Source organism: Micromonospora sp. DH14 (assembly GCF_029809455.1).
Lineage (GTDB): Bacteria > Actinomycetota > Actinomycetes > Mycobacteriales > Micromonosporaceae > Micromonospora > Micromonospora parva.
In genome coordinates this window covers 74,825-92,293 of sequence record NZ_JARVKT010000008.1, presented here as the reverse complement: position 1 = coordinate 92,293, position 17,469 = coordinate 74,825, and the positions used below count along the sequence as shown (strand labels likewise).

16 protein-coding genes are annotated in these 17,469 nt (G+C 65.2%); 9 read left to right on the top strand and 7 right to left on the bottom strand.

Annotated elements, in window-relative coordinates; all coding sequences use genetic code 11:
• Nucleotides 1–32: 32 nt before the first annotated feature.
• The 6 genes from QCZ28_RS13210 to QCZ28_RS13185 all read left to right on the top strand — a co-directional run bounded on the left by QCZ28_RS13210 (nt 33) and on the right by QCZ28_RS13185 (nt 6,103).
• Nucleotides 33–392 carry a YraN family protein gene (locus tag QCZ28_RS13210; RefSeq protein ID WP_279516925.1) on the top strand — a complete coding sequence of 120 codons (360 nt, stop codon included), beginning with the start codon at nt 33–35 and terminating at the stop codon, nt 390–392.
• A 30-nt stretch (nt 393–422) separates the two neighbouring features.
• Entirely contained in the window at nt 423–1,943 is a 1,521-nt protein-coding gene (locus QCZ28_RS13205; protein ID WP_279516924.1) for a YifB family Mg chelatase-like AAA ATPase, read from the top strand.
• Entirely contained in the window at nt 1,940–2,674 is a 735-nt protein-coding gene (locus QCZ28_RS13200; protein ID WP_347815104.1) for a DNA-processing protein DprA, read from the top strand. The genes QCZ28_RS13205 and QCZ28_RS13200 overlap by 4 nt, the downstream gene beginning before the upstream one ends.
• A gap of 686 nt (nt 2,675–3,360) precedes the next feature.
• Nucleotides 3,361–3,546, top strand: a complete 186-nt coding sequence (locus QCZ28_RS13195; RefSeq protein ID WP_279516923.1) for a hypothetical protein — start codon at nt 3,361–3,363, stop codon at nt 3,544–3,546.
• Nucleotides 3,543–4,370 carry an ABC transporter permease gene (locus QCZ28_RS13190; RefSeq protein ID WP_279516922.1) on the top strand — a complete coding sequence of 276 codons (828 nt, stop codon included), beginning with the start codon at nt 3,543–3,545 and terminating at the stop codon, nt 4,368–4,370. The genes QCZ28_RS13195 and QCZ28_RS13190 overlap by 4 nt, the downstream gene beginning before the upstream one ends.
• Nucleotides 4,367–6,103, top strand: a complete 1,737-nt coding sequence (locus tag QCZ28_RS13185; RefSeq protein WP_279516921.1) for a type IV secretory system conjugative DNA transfer family protein — start codon at nt 4,367–4,369, stop codon at nt 6,101–6,103. The genes QCZ28_RS13190 and QCZ28_RS13185 overlap by 4 nt, the downstream gene beginning before the upstream one ends.
• A gap of 614 nt (nt 6,104–6,717) precedes the next feature.
• On the opposite strand, the gene QCZ28_RS13180 is transcribed toward QCZ28_RS13185, so the two are convergent.
• Together QCZ28_RS13180 and QCZ28_RS13175 are read right to left on the bottom strand one after the other, a co-directional pair.
• Entirely contained in the window at nt 6,718–6,999 is a 282-nt protein-coding gene (locus QCZ28_RS13180; protein WP_279516920.1) for a hypothetical protein, read from the bottom strand.
• 328 nt (nt 7,000–7,327) lie between these two features.
• Nucleotides 7,328–8,434 carry a hypothetical protein gene (locus tag QCZ28_RS13175; protein WP_279516919.1) on the bottom strand — a complete coding sequence of 369 codons (1,107 nt, stop codon included), beginning with the start codon at nt 8,432–8,434 and terminating at the stop codon, nt 7,328–7,330.
• 685 nt (nt 8,435–9,119) lie between these two features.
• Between QCZ28_RS13175 and QCZ28_RS13170 the strand changes: the two genes are divergently transcribed.
• Complete coding sequence (locus QCZ28_RS13170) at nt 9,120–9,794, top strand: hypothetical protein (RefSeq protein ID WP_279516918.1); 675 nt, start codon at nt 9,120–9,122, stop codon at nt 9,792–9,794.
• 23 nt (nt 9,795–9,817) lie between these two features.
• Here QCZ28_RS13170 and QCZ28_RS13165 read toward each other — a convergent pair whose 3' ends face one another.
• From QCZ28_RS13165 to dcm, 3 genes are read right to left on the bottom strand one after another with little or no spacing between them, the layout of a single operon-like run.
• Nucleotides 9,818–10,237, bottom strand: coding sequence for a very short patch repair endonuclease (locus QCZ28_RS13165; RefSeq protein WP_279516917.1), 420 nt, complete (start codon nt 10,235–10,237; stop codon nt 9,818–9,820).
• 31 nt (nt 10,238–10,268) lie between these two features.
• A complete protein-coding gene (locus QCZ28_RS13160; RefSeq protein WP_279516916.1) occupies nt 10,269–11,213 on the bottom strand; it encodes a hypothetical protein in 945 nt (314 codons plus the stop codon).
• Between the two features lie 23 nt (nt 11,214–11,236).
• Nucleotides 11,237–12,409: a DNA (cytosine-5-)-methyltransferase gene (dcm, locus tag QCZ28_RS13155; protein WP_279516915.1), complete on the bottom strand. Its 1,173-nt coding sequence runs from the start codon at nt 12,407–12,409 to the stop codon at nt 11,237–11,239.
• Nucleotides 12,410–12,680: 271 nt separating this feature from the next.
• Here dcm and QCZ28_RS13150 point away from each other — a divergent pair, with 271 nt between their 5' ends.
• Nucleotides 12,681–13,355: a recombinase family protein gene (locus QCZ28_RS13150; protein WP_279516914.1), complete on the top strand. Its 675-nt coding sequence runs from the start codon at nt 12,681–12,683 to the stop codon at nt 13,353–13,355.
• A gap of 54 nt (nt 13,356–13,409) precedes the next feature.
• Nucleotides 13,410–14,198, top strand: coding sequence for a hypothetical protein (locus QCZ28_RS13145; RefSeq protein ID WP_279516913.1), 789 nt, complete (start codon nt 13,410–13,412; stop codon nt 14,196–14,198).
• A 1,003-nt stretch (nt 14,199–15,201) separates the two neighbouring features.
• Here the strand turns inward: QCZ28_RS13145 and QCZ28_RS13140 are convergent.
• Together QCZ28_RS13140 and QCZ28_RS13135 are read right to left on the bottom strand one after the other, a co-directional pair.
• Nucleotides 15,202–15,666, bottom strand: coding sequence for a hypothetical protein (locus tag QCZ28_RS13140; RefSeq protein ID WP_279516912.1), 465 nt, complete (start codon nt 15,664–15,666; stop codon nt 15,202–15,204).
• A 184-nt stretch (nt 15,667–15,850) separates the two neighbouring features.
• Complete coding sequence (locus tag QCZ28_RS13135; protein WP_279516911.1) at nt 15,851–17,464, bottom strand: recombinase family protein; 1,614 nt, start codon at nt 17,462–17,464, stop codon at nt 15,851–15,853.
• Between the last annotated feature and the right edge of the window lie 5 nt (nt 17,465–17,469).

Genomic DNA, 17,469 nt, shown 5'->3' with positions numbered 1-17,469 from the left:
GCGATCGTCCTTTGCCGGGCACCGTGCCGGCCATGACGAAGCGGAACCAGGCGGTTGGCGCGTACGGCGAACGGTGCGCGGCCCGGCACCTGACCGAGGCGGGGCTGCGCCCGATCGCCCGCAACTGGCGCTGCCCGGCCGGGGAGATCGACATCATCGCGTGGGACGGGCCGGTGCTCGCCTTCTGCGAGGTGAAGACCCGCCGGGGTGACGGCTTCGGCAGCCCGGCCGAGGCGGTCGTGCCGGCCAAGGCCCGCCGGCTGCGCGGGCTCGCCGCGCGGTGGCTGACCGAAACCGGTACGACCGCGCAGGAGGTGCGTTTCGACGTGCTGTCCGTGCTGCTGCCCGATGCCGGGCCGGCGCAGGTCGACCACCTCAAGGGCGCGTTCTGACATGCGCACCCGGAGGATCGGTGACGCGCCGTGAGCTACGCGAAGGTGCTCTGCGTGGGGCTGGTCGGGGTGACCGGCCACCTCGTCGAGGTGGAGGCCGACCTGGCCGCCGGCCTGCCGGCGGTGGTGATCTCCGGTCTGCCGGACACCGCCCTGCACGAGGCCCGCGACCGGGTCCGCGCCGCCGTGGTCAACTCCGGCCAGCGCTGGCCCAACCGGCGGATCACCCTCAACCTGCTCCCCGCCACGCTGCCCAAGTTCGGCTCGGCCTTCGATCTGGCCATCGCCGCCGCGCTGCTGGGCGGCTCGGGTGAGCTGCCGCTGCTTCCCCTGGAGGGGGTGGTGGTCCTCGGTGAGCTGGGGCTCGACGGGACGGTCCGGCCGGTACGCGGCGTCCTCCCGATGGTCGCCGCCGCGGCCCGGGCCGGCGTCACGCGGGTGATCGTCCCGGTCGGGAACGCCGCCGAGGCCGCCGTCATCCCCGGCGTACGGGTGCGCGCGGTGGACACCCTGCACCGGCTCGTCGCCTTCGTTCGCGACGGGACCCCACTGATCGAGCCACCGGCGGACATCCCCGCACCGGCGGCCGGTGGGCCGGATCTCGCCGAGGTCGCCGGGCAGCAGCTGGGTCGACGGGCCCTGGAGGTCGCCGCCGCCGGCGGGCACCACGTGGCGCTGCTCGGCCCGCCGGGCGCCGGCAAGACGATGCTCGCCGAACGGTTGCCGTCCATCCTGCCGGAGCTGGACGACGACGCGGCGCTGGAGGTCACCGCGTTGCACTCGGTCGCCGGGCTGCTGCCGCCCGGCGGTCGCCTGCTGCGGCGCCCGCCGTTCCAGGCGCCGCACCACACAGCGACCGTGCCGTCGCTGGTCGGTGGCGGCTCGGGGCTGGCCCGGCCCGGCGCGGTGTCGCTGGCGCACCGCGGGGTGCTGTTCCTGGACGAGGCTCCCGAATTCAGCAAGGGTGCGCTGGAGGCGCTGCGCCAGCCGCTGGAGCACGGCCGGATCCAGTTGAGCCGCAGCGGGGGCGGCACCGTGTACCCGGCGCGCACCCAGTTGGTGCTGGCGGCCAACCCGTGTCCGTGCGCGAAGCCGGCCGGTGACGCGCACTGCGAGTGCTCGCCGCTGGTCCGCCGCCGCTACCTGGGCAAACTGTCCGGTCCGCTGCTCGACCGGATCGACGTCCAGGTGCGACTGATGCCGGTACGGGCGGCCGAGCTGATGGCGACCGACGGTGGCGTCGAGCCGTCGGCGACGGTCGCCACCCGGGTGGCGGCGGCCCGGCGGGCGGCAGCCGCTCGCTGGGCCGACCTCGGCCGGCGGCTCAACGCCGAGGTGGACGGTCCGTACCTGCGCCGACCGCCGTGGCGACTGCCGGCCCGGGTCACCGTCGAGCTGCGTGGCCGGCTCGACTCCGGCTCGCTGTCGGCGCGCGGCTTCGACCGGGTGATCCGGATGGCCTGGACCATCGCCGATCTGGACGGCCGCGACCGACCGGACCAGGACGACGTCCGGGAAGCGCTGCAACTACGGACGGGGGAGGCGGCGTGAACGCCGAAGAGGAGCGCAGGCTGGCCCGGGTCGCCCTGACCTGGTTGGCGGAGCCGGGCACGCGCGCCGTGCACCGGCTGGTCGAACGGCACGGCCCGGTGGCGACCCTGGATCTGCTGCTCGACGGCGGCAGCCCGGACGGCTGGCTGCACACCACCGTCGCCGCACGCTCGACGGCCGGCGACGCGCGGGCGGTGGCGGCCGAGGCTCTGGAGCGGGCGGACCGACTGGGCGCCCGGCTGGTCACCCCGGACGACGAGGAGTGGCCGACCCAGGTTGCCAGCCTGGCCGAGTTGCGTCTGCCGGACGTCAGCCGCCGGGTGGACGCCGAGACCGCCCCGCCGCTGTGCTTCTGGGTACGCGGAAGCTGGCCGCTCGGCGAAGCCCTGGACCGCTCGGTGGCAGTGGTGGGCGCCCGGGCCGCCACCGGCTACGGGCAGCACGTCGCGACCGAGCTGGGGTACGGGTTGGCGGAGCGGGACTGGACTGTCGTGTCCGGTGGCGCGTTCGGCATCGACGCCGCCGCCCACCGGGGCGCCCTCACCGCGGGCGGTCTGACCGTCGCGGTGCTCGCCTGCGGGCTCGACCGGTCTTGGCCGCCATTATGTGAAACAAGATCCAAAACAGCCCCGGGCAGCGTTGGCGCGCTGACTCCGGGGCCTAGCCGGGAGGTACCCCGACGTGCGAACCACCCTAACGCCTGCTGCGGCCCTGGCGGTCAAAGCCCTTGAGCCCTCCCAGCCGCGCAGCCGTGCTGAGGCTGCCCTCTTGCTCTGGACGTGGGACGGGCGAGACACCCTTACCGCTGCCGACCGGCGGGCCGTGCTCGCCAACTTCCGGGCCCGTGGTGGTGCCCGATGAGCCAGGCGGTGAAGGCCGCCATGCTGGCGACCAAAGACCTCGGCAAGAACGAACGTGCAGTAGCTATCGCCATCGCTGCCCACGCCAACCAGGAAGGCCACGCCTGGCCGTCTGTAGCGACCATCGCGGAGTACGTGGGCTGTTCTGAGCGGACCGTGCAACGGTGCCTCGCCAAGCTCGTTCAGCTTGGCCGACTGATCGTGTCGAAGGTTGCGGGCGTTGCCACCCGGGTTTACCGGCTGGTGACGGGACAGCCGTCCGGGGGTGACAACCAGCGTGAGGGGGTGACGAACGAGGGGCCCGGGGGTGACAGCCAGTGCGTCACCCGAAGTGGAGAAGACCAATCGAAGATGAAGCGCGCTGGCGCGCGTGACTGGCGTAGCTGGATCAAATCCAAAAACCCCAACCGCCACCCTCAGCGGCCTCTGTACGGGCCTGTAGAGCGTCGTGGGGCCGCTCTCCCGGTCGCTGGCAAGGCGGAGCAATGCCCTAGCCACCGGGGTAGCCCTCGGGACAACTGCGGACCGTGCCGCTCTGAGGCTCTGGCGGGTGCCCGATGAACGACACCACGGCTTACACCCTGGCCCTGGTCCTGGTCGGCGGACCGGCCGTGATGCTCGCGCCGTTCGCCATCGCTCGCGGCCTGGTTGACCAGCACGCACACCAGGTTGCCGACGACATCGCCCATCTTGCGGACGTTCCAACGGTCGCCACTACTCGCCGGGAGCTGATCAACCGATGACCACGGCCACCGTTCCCAGCGCGTACCCGCGAGCCGTTGCCGACCTGCTCCCCGCTGTGCGGAACTTGGCTGACAAGCTCGGTGAGATTCCGAGCCGCAACCAGATCATGCGTGAGTTCAAGGTGGGTGCTCCCAAGGCTCAGGCAGTCCGCCTGGCCCTGGTTGCCGAACCCATCACCGTGCCCGACGACACCGACACCGGGCCCGTCTCGGACCCGTGGGAGTACGCCGAGCCTGCCCCAGTTGCCACCGCGGTTCCGCCGGTTGCGCCGGCCGACTCCACCCCGGTTCCGGTGATCCTGCCTGCTCTCAAGGCCGCTGAGCCGTTGCCGCAGCCTGAGGGGAACGGACACCCGCCGGTCACCGTGAAGCCCGCCCCGGTGCCGTTCAAGCGGCGCAGCCTGGCTACCTGGCCCGTAGTACTTATCGCCCTTCCGGCGTTCGTCGCTATCTGGTCCGGGTGGGTTGGCCTTGGTGGACTCACTGGGTTCGGGGTGGTCCACCCGCTACCCGGCATCGCTGACGGGTTCAGCATCAACACCGCTATCACTCTGCCGGTCGGGGTGGAGGTGTACGCGGCGTACGCCCTTCGGGCTTGGTTGTCGGGTCTGGTTCCGCCCCGGGCGCGCCGATTTGCCAAGTGGTCGGCCATCGGGTCCCTGTTGGTTGGTGCCCTCGGTCAGGTTGCCTATCACCTGCTGGTGGCCGCCGGCATCACGTCGGCCCCCTGGTGGATTACCACCCTTGTTGCCTGCCTCCCCGTGGCTGTGCTCGGCATGGCTGCCGCTCTCGCTCACCTCTCGGGCGAGGGGAGCGAGCAATGAGCGAGCTTGAGCAGGTCATCCGGCGACTACGGCGCAAGCACACCGTTTCCCGGGTCGTGTATCGGTACCTGTCCGGCCGTCCCCTCGACGCCCGGGAGGGCTACCCGTACCGGCAGCGTGGCAAGGGGCGGTTGGCTGGTTGGCAGCGTCAGGTATGTCGCATTGGGGTTCCGGCCGTAGCCGTCATGGTTGCGGCCTACCCCGGGCAGGCTGGTGGGGTGCTCGGTACCGCTGTAGCGGTCACCGGGTGGCGGGTGCGCCGCCGGTTCACGATGCGTCGGTTCAACCGGGAGTACGTCACCCCGACCATGGCAGCTCTCGCCCCCGCGATGGGTCTACAGACCGGCTTATGCCTCCACGTTGATCCGTCGTTGGGCAACCTCACGCCCCGGCTGGCCAAGCCGCTCAGCCCGGCTGAGACGGCCGCGCGGACTTGGTACGGCGAGAAGGTGGAGCCGATCATCCGGTGGCTTCCTGAACGCGCTCAGCGGGCCGTATGGGCGGCCCAAAGGCAGGCGGAGCCGATCACGTCCCGGCTGGCCGCGTTCCGCCGTCCTGTGGACCCAGACAAGGGTCCGCGTATCGAGCTGACTGCCGACACCCCGTATCTGACCCGGGAGCAACGGCAGCTCGTCTCTTCGATCGTCGGCAGCAAGATTCCCGTCGCCGATCTGGTGGAGACGTGGCACCAAGTAGGGCCGCGGGTAACCGCTGTTTGGACGGTGCGTAAGCGTCCACCTGCCCGGGTCGGTGCCGAGCAGGTTGCCCAACACCTTCCCAGCTTGGCTGAATGGGAGTTCTACATCGGGCAAGGTGCCGGGGATCGCCCCGTCACGCTGTCGCTGCGTGACGACTCGCCTCACATCGCGGTGAGTGCGGGCACGGGTGCCGGTAAGAGTGTGCTTGCCGAGCTGGTTGCGGTCCAGGTGCTTAACCGGGGCGGACGGGTGGTGATTCTCGACCGCAAGGGGTCCCATCGGTGGGCCCTCGGGTTGTCGGGGGCTGACTATTGCGCCAAGCCGGCGCAGATGCATGACGCCCTGGTCCGCCTCGCCGCTCTCGCGGACGAGCGGAACACGCTGGCAATGCACGAAGCGGAAGACTGGGACCCCGGCCCGCGGGTCCTGGTGATCGCCGAAGAGTTGAACGCCACGATCGGGCAGCTCGTCAACTTCTGGGCCGAAGCGCGCGGCAAAGGCGACCCGAAACGGTCGCCTGCCGTGTCGGCTCTAGCCGATCTGCTGTTCATGGGGCGCAGTGCCAAGGTCAACGTGCTAGCAATCGCGCAGATGCTCACCGCCAGGGCAATCGGCGGGCCGGAGGCGCGGGAGAACTTCGGGGTTCGCTGCCTTGCCCGCTACACGGCGAACAACTGGAAGATGCTGGTTCCTGAGGCTGCGATGCCGCGGGCGTCCCGGACGCTCGGACGGTGGCAGATCGTCGTCGGTGGTCAGGCGACTGAGACTCAGGTCGCGTACCTAACCGCAGCGGAGGCGCGGGAGCTCGCATGTCCCCGGTCCCCGGGGACTTCCCAGCTCAACGGCCTATCAAGCCCTGCCGGCGACTTCCTGACGCTGCGCCAGGCGGTAGATGCCGGAGTGCTGCCCTGGTCGTACGAGGCCGCCAAGAAGCGGCTACAGCGACGTATGGGAAAGGTGCCTCAGGCCAGGGGCAAGCAGGGGAACGCCGATCTCTTCGCACGAAACGACCTTGCTTGCTGGGCAGGTCAGTAAGGCAGCACGGAACGCACGCAGGCGATGGGGCCCGGCCGAAGCCGGGCCCCTCCCGCTTGCCACTACCTGCTGAGCAGCGGGACGAGCAAGCCGCTCACGGCCGCCAGCACAAACGCTGCCGCTCGCAGGATCGGCGGTAACGCGCGCATGTACTCAAGTCGCCGCATGTGTCGCCGATCCTGCTCTTCCTTATGATCCCCATGGGGACCGGAGGACGTTTCGACCCTGACGTCCCTACTCAGGTTGACGCGGTTCATTAATTTGTTTAATCTCATTTTGACTCCAGGCAGATTCGTCCACTGACATCGACGGCGGAGTCACCAACAGCGCCCGGGTTGCACCCCGGGCGCTGTTTTTGCGGGCCAGCCGCACCCGACCCCATCGCTATTATCAATGTTCGACCATCAAGCCGGAATCGGTCAACCCCCCAGGAAATGGTAGTCCGATTGCCACGGGCGCTGACTGGCTCAGAGAATTAATTAATCTATACCCGCCCGCGCTTACCCTAATTGAGGGATTCGCGCGAAGGGTTGGTACGGACTAGCCCTAAGAGTGCAGGGCGGGGTTCCAACGCTGCTGGACAGCCCACAGGGCGCTACAGTCGCCTCTCACGATTACACCGAGTCCCGAACGATAGCCAGGCCACAGGTAGCGAGCACGCCCAAGGCGACGAGCCCGATACGGAGCCAAGGCACATCGTCGGTCCGCTTGATGCCGACGGAGAGAGAGACGCCTACGCAGCCGGCGACGACTAGGCAGATGATGATCGACAGCACTCGGTACGCCGTGCCGTTCTCGGACCACCAAGCCCATGTGCCGAACACTGCCGGCACGAGCATCAGCAGGCTGAGGGCGAGCAGCGGAAAGGCGATCCTCCAACGCTTCCAAACGCTCATCGTGGGCGGCCCTCCTTAGGGCGGTCCGGGCCGGCCGTGCCGTCCGAGTCTGGGAATGCCGAGTCGCCAGCATTGTGCAGTAGCCGAGCCTGCCGCTCTAACTCGGCTCGCTCCTCTGGTGCCATGGCATCACGACGGGCCATGGCCTCAGCAAATTCGGCATGCAAGGCCGTGCCGTGCCAGGACATGGAGGCAGCCGTGCGGAGGTCCGCCTCACCACTCAGGACGGTGTGGGCCAGTGAACCAAGGGGATCATTTGGACCTCTGCTGCGAGCCAGCTTGGCAAGCACGGCACGGGCAAGAGGCTCCCGGGTGATGTCGTCCGTCATCACGCGAAGGCCGGGTGGTGGTACGGCTTCAAGTCAGGCAGTCTCGCCACCTCCATGCCAACCTTCACCATCTCGATAGAGCCAGCGATGAGCTTGAAGGTCGCTTCGGCGTTGCCGAAGTACGTCGAAATCTCGTTGTACAGGTCGTACGCCTGCCAGGCGTACCAGGCCGCCACTGAGTAGCCGAGAACCGGGCCCACACCCGTCTCGATGGTGGCCGTGCCAACCACCGCGCTGGCGTTGACGATGATCAGCACGTCGATCAGCTTGGTAATCAGCCCAGTGACCACGGAGTGAAGTTGCTTCGCTGCTTCGGCTGCCCGTGTGTACAGGTCTGCGTACTGATCGCAGACGGGGTGTAGAGCGCGAGCTGCGGAGCCGAGAGACAGTTGATACTCCTGCTCTCCCTCTGCTGCGTTGCCTCGCCATACGGACGGAACGTCCGCCGCGCCGGTGATGAGGTTCCGACCGAGATCGTCCATCGCGTTGCCGATGATCCGCCAAGCGGCAGCACAGTGCACGTACGAGTCCCAATCACCACTGAATGCCTTGCCCCAACCCTCGAACGGGTCTTCACCGAACAGCCAAACGCTCGTCTGACGCAGCCAAGCAGCCGGGCTGACGAGGTCAGCGAGCGGGTTTATCTGGAACATCTCGACGCCCGTGGCGTAATTCGGTGGGACCAGCCGTGCCGCTGGATCGGCCACTTCGGTAAAGGGTGAGCGGGCGGCGGCCGGCCAGAGGTCGGGCCTGGTGGGGCCAGCAAGCGTGCTGCGCAAAGTGGACGAGTCGTGGGCACCCGGGTAGGTCTTGTCCAACCGCGCTGCGGTCGATTGATCAGAGGTCGCGTACTCGCGCTGCGCCAGGTTGACCTGAGTGGCGGCACCCTGAGACAGCGTCTTGAGCCGCTCTAGCCCTTCGGACATCCGCCGGTAGGCCGTGCGGTGAGGGCCTGCAAGCATGAAGAGAAGGCCCTGTTGGTCGAAAGCCAGATCACAATGCCGGGTCATGTAACCGTGCGCGTCTGCGGCATCCTCAGACGCCCCATGGAGCAGGCCGTACAGACCATCCATGCCCGCTGGGTCAACGTAGAAGCCGCCGCTCATACGGCCAACCCAAACCGCAGGCCCAGCCCTGATGATTCCACGTGGCCTCCCCGCCAGCCGCATCCTAGCCTCACCCAAGGTGATCGATCGGTCGCAGCTTACGTAGGCGGATGGCCATTCGTCTGCCCCGCTGAATCTGGGTCTGCGGGAGACCGCCTGGAAACGCCGGAGGGTGGCCGTATCCGCCACCACCCCCAGCGGCTGACCGAGGACGGAGGGGGCCAGCGCCGCCCCCTCCGTCACGGGCATCACCGGACGACTATGGACAGCAATCCGGTCAGGGCGGCGAGGATCGCCGCAAGCCCAGTTAGTACAGCGGGGGCCGCCCTGAGGTAGTCCATGATCAGATCATGACGGTCCCGCGCCTTGCACTCTTGCTTCTGCCTGCTCGTCAGACGGAGCATCGCGAGGAGCAGAGCCAGCAGGCGGGTGAGTAGTTGGTCGCTAGAAGAGCCAAGGTTTCTCATGACAACTAGCCCGAGCTGGAGCGCCAAATACAGTATGGCTCTTGAGTGGCCTTCGTCACGTTTCGTCTTGGAGATTGTGCCTGACTGCCCGGCCATGTCTGCTCAGAGCCTAGAAGCGGATGGCCTGCGGCACCTCTGTACGGGATGCTGAGCGGATGGCAACCGGGTCCCCGTCCCCGACTCCTTCTCCCAGCACCACCGCAGTGGTGTCCCCAACCGTGGAAACCACCACCTCAGTTGTTGTGCCCGTCCAACGCCCTGCCCAGACGGAGCCACAGACATCAGTTCCGTTTGTGATTGCCATGGTCGGTCTGCTGAGTGCCTTGATCGCGACCGTAGTTACTCACCTGCTCGCATCCCGTCGCGAGAAGCGTCAGTGGGAACGGCAAGTCGCGCAAGATGACGTGCGGTGGAAGCGTGAGCGGCAGGAACGGCAGGAGCAGTGGAACCGCGAGGACGAGGCACGCTGGCACCAAGATCGGATGGCCGTTTATTCCACGCTACTTGGCAGCGTAGAGCGTTGGATTCACTTGGCGAGGCACGTTAAACCGTTCCCACTTCTCGGGAGGGTAACCTTATCCCGGCATGACCAGGACCGACTGGAAGCTCTGGTTGAGGAGATTTATGCAGGAGAGATAAAAGCCGAACTCCTGGCACCCGAGGCTCTGATGGCAAAAATCCGAGGCCTCTACATCGTGACATCATTTTTCTCGATTGACATGTCGGAAGTCAGAGGCAGAACGCCTGAAGAGCTCGAAAAGCAGGGCGGTGAGCTTATTGATAAGGTGATCAACCAGAAGCGCGCAGTCCAGGACCACATCAAGAGAAGCCTAAAGATAGAAACCGAGGGGGAGCCAAGCAGTCATGAGGCAAAGCCAAAGGCAGAACTTTAGCAGTTCTGGAGGTCTTGCTGAAATTATCTTCGCCTGCGAACAGCATTAGCGACAATACCGACGGCCTCGGCAACATCATCATGTTCCCACACAACAATTAGCAGCCATCCCGCCTCAGCAAGAGCCCTGCTGTTCCTCTCGTCCCGCGCAACATTTCGCGTTACCTTAGCAGCCCAATAGGCGCTATTAGCCGACGGCTTGCGGTGGTGCTCTGGGCAGCCATGCCAAAAGCAGCCGCGGACTTCCACGGCCACCCGTGAAGGTCGGAAAACTATGTCTGCCTTCATGCGGAGATCAGGAAGCGGCTTTGTGCAAACTCGATACCGAAAGCCGCGGGCATGCAGAGCTCGTCTTAGCAACAACTCAGGCTTGGTGTCGCGGCTACGGTTTGACTGCATGGACCGGCGTACAGCCGGAGTCGAGGCCCAGGAACTGTCCGCCATGCTCGCGTCGGTATGCGGCAAGTCTCGGCCTTTACGCCTCTCGCCTGACCGGCTTCCACCTGCCGGACACAACTCGGTCGTCGCCGTCCGGCCAGCAGCGGGAGACAGCCTTTACCTGGATCTCCGTACCCTCACTGCTTCCCCTCGCCTCCACCTCTACTGAATGGACGTAAGCCGCCTGCTTGCTCTCGGGCACGTTGAATGCCCCCAGCAAGGCGCGGGAGAATCGCGAGGTGTTGACTGTATGGATAGCCGGTTTGCGGTTATGGGGGACCGTCGGATACGACCTTGGGAACAGGTAAATACACGGCGGGGGGATCCATGCCGCCTTGCCGGCCTGCCCCACAATGTCCGTAGCTTGCGACCTCAACGACCCATCGACCCCAAAGCTTTTGGGGCAAATGCGCCTGGCAGAGCCGCAGCGCCCGTCCCAAAGAATGAAGGCGTCAACCACCTTCCGCTCGGCCACGATTTTCGGCATCAGCCGAGTCGCGATGCCCGACCACGCACCCTTGCCGGGCGGTTTTGCCAGGCCTTCGGGACAGAGGCCCCAGACCACGAATTCGTCTGCCCAGCTGGGGCGATCCCAGATTGCGGTGTTGTTGCCGTCGAGGCAGCCTTTCGCCTCGATCGCCACCGTCGTGCCATCAGAAAGTGAGACTCTATAGTCCTGGCGGCCACCACTACCGATAAAGCCCCACGACTCAATTGCCTTCTGTTGCTGGCAGTACTGAAGCACGGCGGCAATGAATCGCTGCTTATCCACCGGGTTCGCGGAACTCTCGCCGCGCATGCTCTCGATGGCGGCACGCAGCAGGGGAAGCCAGTCCTCTTCCTGGATGTCTGCTGAATGAAGAAGGTCAGGACTTGTTTCCGAAAGGTTCCGCAGAATGCTCTTGGTCGCCCCGATCCTGTCGGAGGGAAAGTCGTGGCTGCACGGGAGCGTATCTTGAATGTCCCTGCCCTGGATCTCCATTTGCCCGCTCTCCTTGCTGAAGGTCAGCCCGCGACAGCAACGAGTTGGCGCGGCTGCATTTCGCCGTTCATGAGGGGAAGCAAGTAGTGCTTCGCGAGCCAAGAGACAACGGGCACGCATACTGCATCTCCGAAACCAAAGAGAGCTTGGTTGCTTCGAAGGTTGTTGAGCGTGTAGTCCCCGGCTCCCATCAGGCGCGCGTACTCAAGTGGGGTCATCCACCGCACGCGGACGCCTCCATCACCCACTTCTACAACCGCCTGCTTCGACGAGCCGCCGCGGGCAGTCCGCAGGCATCCAGAGATGTCGTCGGGGCGGATTTCCCACGTGGGCTTGCCGTTCCGGGTCCGGCGGTAAGCCGTCCGATAGGTTACGGCCTTCTGTGCCTTCAACTTCTCAAGTCGCTCCGCTTGGATGGGCGACAGGGAACCGATGAAAGCGTCCCGGCGCTTGTCCTCCCACCAGCCGTCCGGCCCAACCTGCTCAACAAGGGCAGAGAGCCCGGATGTGAGCGGTGGCGGCGGGGTGGGCAGCTTGGCCCTGTGTGTCCTCAGGGAGGGGTCACCGAAGGGGGCCAGGAGCCAGTCGGGACGAAGCTCGCTGTTGGGAACCGGCTCATCCGCCGGCGGATTTTGAGCCCCAACGACGAACAGGCGTGGACGCGACTGCGGCACGAAGCGTCGCGCGTCAAGGGTAAGCACGTCCGCTGAGTAGCCAAGATCGTTCAACTCACGGATGGCGGTCGCCAAGTCTTCGCCCCCATGGCTGGTGGCGAAGCCAACCACGTTCTCAAGAGCGACGACGGGCGGACGAGCATCCTCCCCCATCTCCCTCAGAACGTTGGTGAAGCCCCAGAAAGTGGATGACTCGCTTCCGCTGAGCCCTCGACGCCACCCCGCTAGCGAGAGATCGGTACAGGGAAAGGAAGCCCAAGCCAGATCAAGCCTTGGCGGCATGTCGCTGCCCTTAACCTCGCCAACATCACCCGGCTTGAAGACGTGACCCTCGCCCTTGCCGAAGTGGCCGAGGTACATCTCTTCCTTTGCCGGCTCAATGTCGTTGGACCACACAACGCTGATGCCGGCCTGCTCCAGACCAAGGCGCACAAGGCCGATGCCGGCGAAGAACTCGGCGGCGGTGGGCTTGGAGGTGTCTGGGTCTGTCGGAACACTCTTCAGCGTTGGCGCGATCTTCACCCTGGCGACCCTAAGTCAAATCCTGGCGCAGGTCGATCCTGCGTGGTCGGTGTCGCAGCACGGTTTCAGGCCCGGCTACTTCAAGGTCCAACGGTGTTGGCTGTCTATCGGTAGCGATACAGAGCCCTACGCTGTCGCTCACGCACGGAGGGTGAACGAGGGGGCGGTCATGGCAGAAGCCCGCAGACAACTAGGGACTACTTCCAAAATTTGGGGCGGCAGTGGGGCTCGGAAGATACATCAAACGGTCGTTTGCTGTATGATCATGAGTATGCCGAGGATCAAGAACGCCCCCGCGAACACCGCTGTTGCCTACCTTCGGGTTTCGACCGAGGAGCAGGCGGAGTCCGGTGCCGGTCTTGCGGCGCAGCGGGCCGCCATTCAGGCGGAGGCGGACCGGCGCGGCTGGACCATCGTGGCGTGGAAGGAAGACGCCGGAGTGTCCGGCAAGTCTGTTGAAGGCCGTGAGGGCTTGGCGGAGGCGTTGGAACTGGTGGAGTCCCGGCAGGCCGAAACGCTGGTGGTCGCCAAGCTGGACCGGCTTTCCCGGTCCCTGATCGACTTCGCCGCCCTGATGGACCGGGCGCGCGCCAAGCGGTGGAACCTGATTGCCCTCGACCTTGGCATTGACCTTGCGACGCCCGCCGGGGAGTTCCTCGCCTCGGTGATGGCCTCCGCGGCTCAGTGGGAGCGGCGCATCATCGGCCAGCGCACCCGTGAGGGCCTGGCAGCCAAGAAGGCGGCCGGGGTTCGTCTCGGTCGTCCGGCGTCTCTGCCGGCCGAGGTTCGGAGCCGCATCATCACTGAGTCTGCTGCTGGTAAGAGCCTCGCCGGAATCGCACGTGAGCTGAACGCCGATGGCGTCCCTACAGCTCAGGGCGGCAAGAAGTGGTACCCGTCTACGGTGCGTGCTGTTCTGGCCTCTCAAGAACCTGTGACCGCGTAGCAGCGGCGGAGTGTGGCGTACCGCCGACTCAGTCACGCCGGGCATACTCTCGGCGTGGATGTTCAGGCTGCGATGGAAGCAAACACGCTCTTCGATTGGCCAGTCGAGTCAATCGACAAGCTGAGGGCGTTGCGCCAGCAGGCGAACGAGGGCCTTCTGCCAATCGCAGAGTGGCGGAGCCAGGACAAGGCCCTCAGGGAACGGCTGCTTGCCCTCTCCGAGGACGAGCAAAAGCTGCTCGACCAGCTCTCCAAGGACATCATCACGACCCGCGCCTACCGGAACGAACGCGGGCAGTTGCTTCTCAGCCGACTCCACGCCATCAAGCACCCGGCCCCGGACAACGCCACGCTTCGTGAAGAGCTAACCCAACTAGCGACCTTGGCTGAGAAGCACCCCGAGGACCAAGAAGTCCTTGGGCGAGAACGAGCCCGCATCGTTGGATGGCTGTTAGGAGACAGCGACGAGGGTGACCGTGACCCGCTCACGATGTTGCCCTGGTCTTACATCGCGCGCTTCCGCACCGTGGATGATCCAGTGCTTGGGCTTGTTCCACAGCCGTTGACGACTGCTAGGAAAATCGCCATTGAACAGGCGACCGCGGAGCAGCGGGCTGATGCGCAGGCTGTAGGTGGTCAGCGGGTGGAGCCCTTGGCGGATGCCTCAGCCAGCCTGACCCTGCACTCCCTCACACGGTTTCCGAAGCTTGTGCTGGAGGGTGCCGCCAGCAACAACGAGGTCCGGGAGCCGGCCCAGACGGTGCGTGCGCTATGGGCCAGCCCGGCGATCCAACAGCTCCTACGTCAGGAAACTTCCAATGGCTGGCCGCCGGAGTTCCATTAAGAATTGCGTCTCCATTTGCTTTGCATTCCCACAAGATCGGAGTCACCCCCGAGACACGCACGCGCCTAATTCGATGGGTCCGGGAGGGAATTCGGCTAAAGTTTCGACCCCTCCCCTATGGCTACGCCTGAGCCGGGAGCGAGGTGCAGGCGCGGTGCCATAGGCGCATGCTTCCTCGATCATTCTCCACCGCTACAACGCCATCCGCGAGCACTGGGGCCCCGGGCGGCCCCCATCCTGGTTTCGACTCGAACCCAACAACTACGTACTCGTCACACCCACCGCACACCCAGAAGAGCGTTCGTCCACGCTCGTCAGTAACCGCCACGGACGACAACGTATCCGCCGCCGACCGGGGGCGACGGACACGCTGTGCGTCTACATGGTCCCAGTGGGCCCGGCGCGGTTCCCTCGGCCGGAGTTGCAGGGCCCGCACGCAGGCCGCAGGTTCGTGAGTCTGTTGGTGCCGCCCTTGCTCAGCGGCACGACATGATCCGCGGTGGTTGCTGGCCGACGTCGACACAGGGTGCACGCGGGCCCGTCCGCCAGGACTAGGGTTCGGTTACGGCGGTACTCGCTGGTGTAGCCACGCTGAGACGCTGACAGCGCATGAACACGCTTGGGCTTGCAGCCGCCGCAGCGACTACCGCTGCCAAGCGGTATGAGCTTGCGGCACTTGGTGCAGGTACTTGAGCTGATAACAACCCCTTCCCCGTACGGATCGGCTCTGGCGGCCGATCCTTTGTTTCCTTGGTGGTCAATACTGCCGTTGCACACAGGAACGGCTTAGCGGCTATTGGTTAACAGAGGTTTTAACTAGGGCCGGCACATCAGCCGGCCATTAGTAGGACAACTGAACCCAACCTAGGGCCGCTCGTCCCCGTGCCTCGTTCCTCGCCACGGGTAATCACTGAGATAGAGAGGGAATCGGACATTGAGCGTGGATCGCTAACCGATCCTGCTGACAGGTGTCAACCAGCCAGGTTGACAAGCTGCACACTGGCTAGGCCCGAACGATCCGATGCTCCCGACAGAACCGCGTCCCACGGCCCGCCTGCTGATGATCCGCGTACGGCATCACCAGGCACGAAGGCCCCGAAGACGGATCGAGCAGGCCCTTACCGATGGCCTGCCTTATGGCGCGACTCACGGCAACCACTGTTGCCCGGCAGTACCGATCCTCATAGCCGAGGATGCCGGCCAACTGTCCCTTACTCATCTCAGCGTGCCCGATGCGGTTAGACCAGCCTTCCGCCGCGTACCGCACCCGCAGCCACAACGGGAACTGGGGATCACGCGCCCGCTGCTTACTCTGCTCATGCGGGCTCGCCCACCAGGACGCGCCACCCCCGAAGTCAATCCGGTTCACCGATTCGTGGTCGACAGCCCTGATGTAAGCCGCATCAGCCGGGGACAGCTCCCCGGGGACGTCGGCGCTATCGAAATCCAGGAAAGCGGGCAGCGTCATTCAACCTCCCTAAAGTCGGCATGGCGGAGCCACGCCGATTACACGGTTTCTGGTTCGTCAAGATTGGTGGGCCCTTAACGGGCCGCGCGATCATTCTCTCACCCGCCAACAGGGCCACCAGGGCACGAAAAACCCCGGCAGGGAGAGACACCTACCGGGGTTGGTTCGCCGCTCTGCGGCGCTCTCAGACGGCTACAGGTAGCGGACTCCGCCGCCAAAGCAGTTTGACAGCCGGGTTGCCGGTTGCCCGCTGGGCGAGGTTGTGAGGGATGAACAGGGTTACGGAGATGTCCCTCTCTTGCTTGATCATGATCGCGTCATCCTCGCGGCCCGGTCGCTCTATCAACGCCACGGACACCCCTTGATTGGTGCCGTCAAGCTTTATCGCCTCAACCCGGATGCCCGACTCAACGAGTAGCCGGCGACGCTCCCTGTCGTCGGACGACTGCCACAATTGGCGGTAAGTCTGCCCGGTGCCGACCTGTCGGCGCACCGGTTCAATGACCGGCTGGGACTCAAGCTCAGTAACCCGGACGGTCAACGCCTCAACGTCCGGCGCAAGCCGAGACTTCACGCTCTCGGGTGCACCAGCAGAGGCGACCAACAGGTCAGCAAGCTTGGCGGACTTCTCCGCCAATTCCTCTCGCCGGTCCTCGCCCATGGTGTCAATCTGCTCGATCATCTCAAGATCACCGATAGCATTCATGAGCATTTCCTCAATCATGCTCTCAAGGAAATCCGCCCGGATGCCCAACGCATCACACGTCCGCTTCTGGCTAGCGCACCACGCACCACTACAACCCGAATAGCGGTACTCAACACCCTTGATCGTCTTTCGGCGGAGCCAGAGAGGCAGCCCGCATCGGCCACAGAACCCGATGCGCAACAGCATCGAGACGCCCGGTTGGCGATTCTTGGGAATCGACACATCGTCTAGGCGCTTTTGGAGGTTGTCCCATTCGGTCCGCATGATCAGAGGGTCGCAAGCCTGGATGATGCGACCCAGGTCATCCCTAACCGTCTCCCCGTTGTGCGTCGCTTCACCAATCAGGGAACGATGACGAAGCATCGGCGTTAGATGCACTTGCTCCCACAGTTTGCCGCCGGTCGGCGTTGGAATTCCCCGCTTGTCGAAGTCACGACCAATCGCATTCATCGACTCGCCAGCGATGACCCGACGCGCGATTTCACGTAGCCTGTCGGCATTCTCGGGGTGGTGCTCTAGCTTCCACCCCCCGGAATCCTGCTGCCGGGGAATGAACCCATACGGGTATCTGCCGCCACCCCACCGGCCCTCATCCCGCAATGCTTGCCGACCATCGTTGACGCGCTCTTTGATAATGTCCGCTTCCAACTCTGCGAACACGGCGACAATCTGAGCCATGGCTTTTCCGTAGGGCGTGCTCAGGTCAACGGTTCCGTCAGCGGCTATGAGGTTTTTACCGCTATCTCCTGCCCACTTGACGAGATTGGCGAAGTCACCAACTGACCGGGCAACCCGGTCGATCTTCCAAAAGATCAGGCAGTCGAACTCATCCGGTCTGCCGCCGGTCGGCGTTTCTTGGGCGAGGTTCGGTATCCACAATCCAAGCTGAGGGCGTTTCCACGGGGCAATCTTGCGGGCGGAGACGTTCAGGTCTTCCGCCCAACCAACAATCTCGATGCCCCTCTTATCGGCAGCATCAAGAATGTGATGCTTTTGCCGCTCCGGGCTGGTTGAAGGGTCATCCGGGCGGTTGCTGTGCTTACTCAGCCGAATAACGCCAAGGCCCCTACCGCGCTTACGCCTGCCAGACATGACGG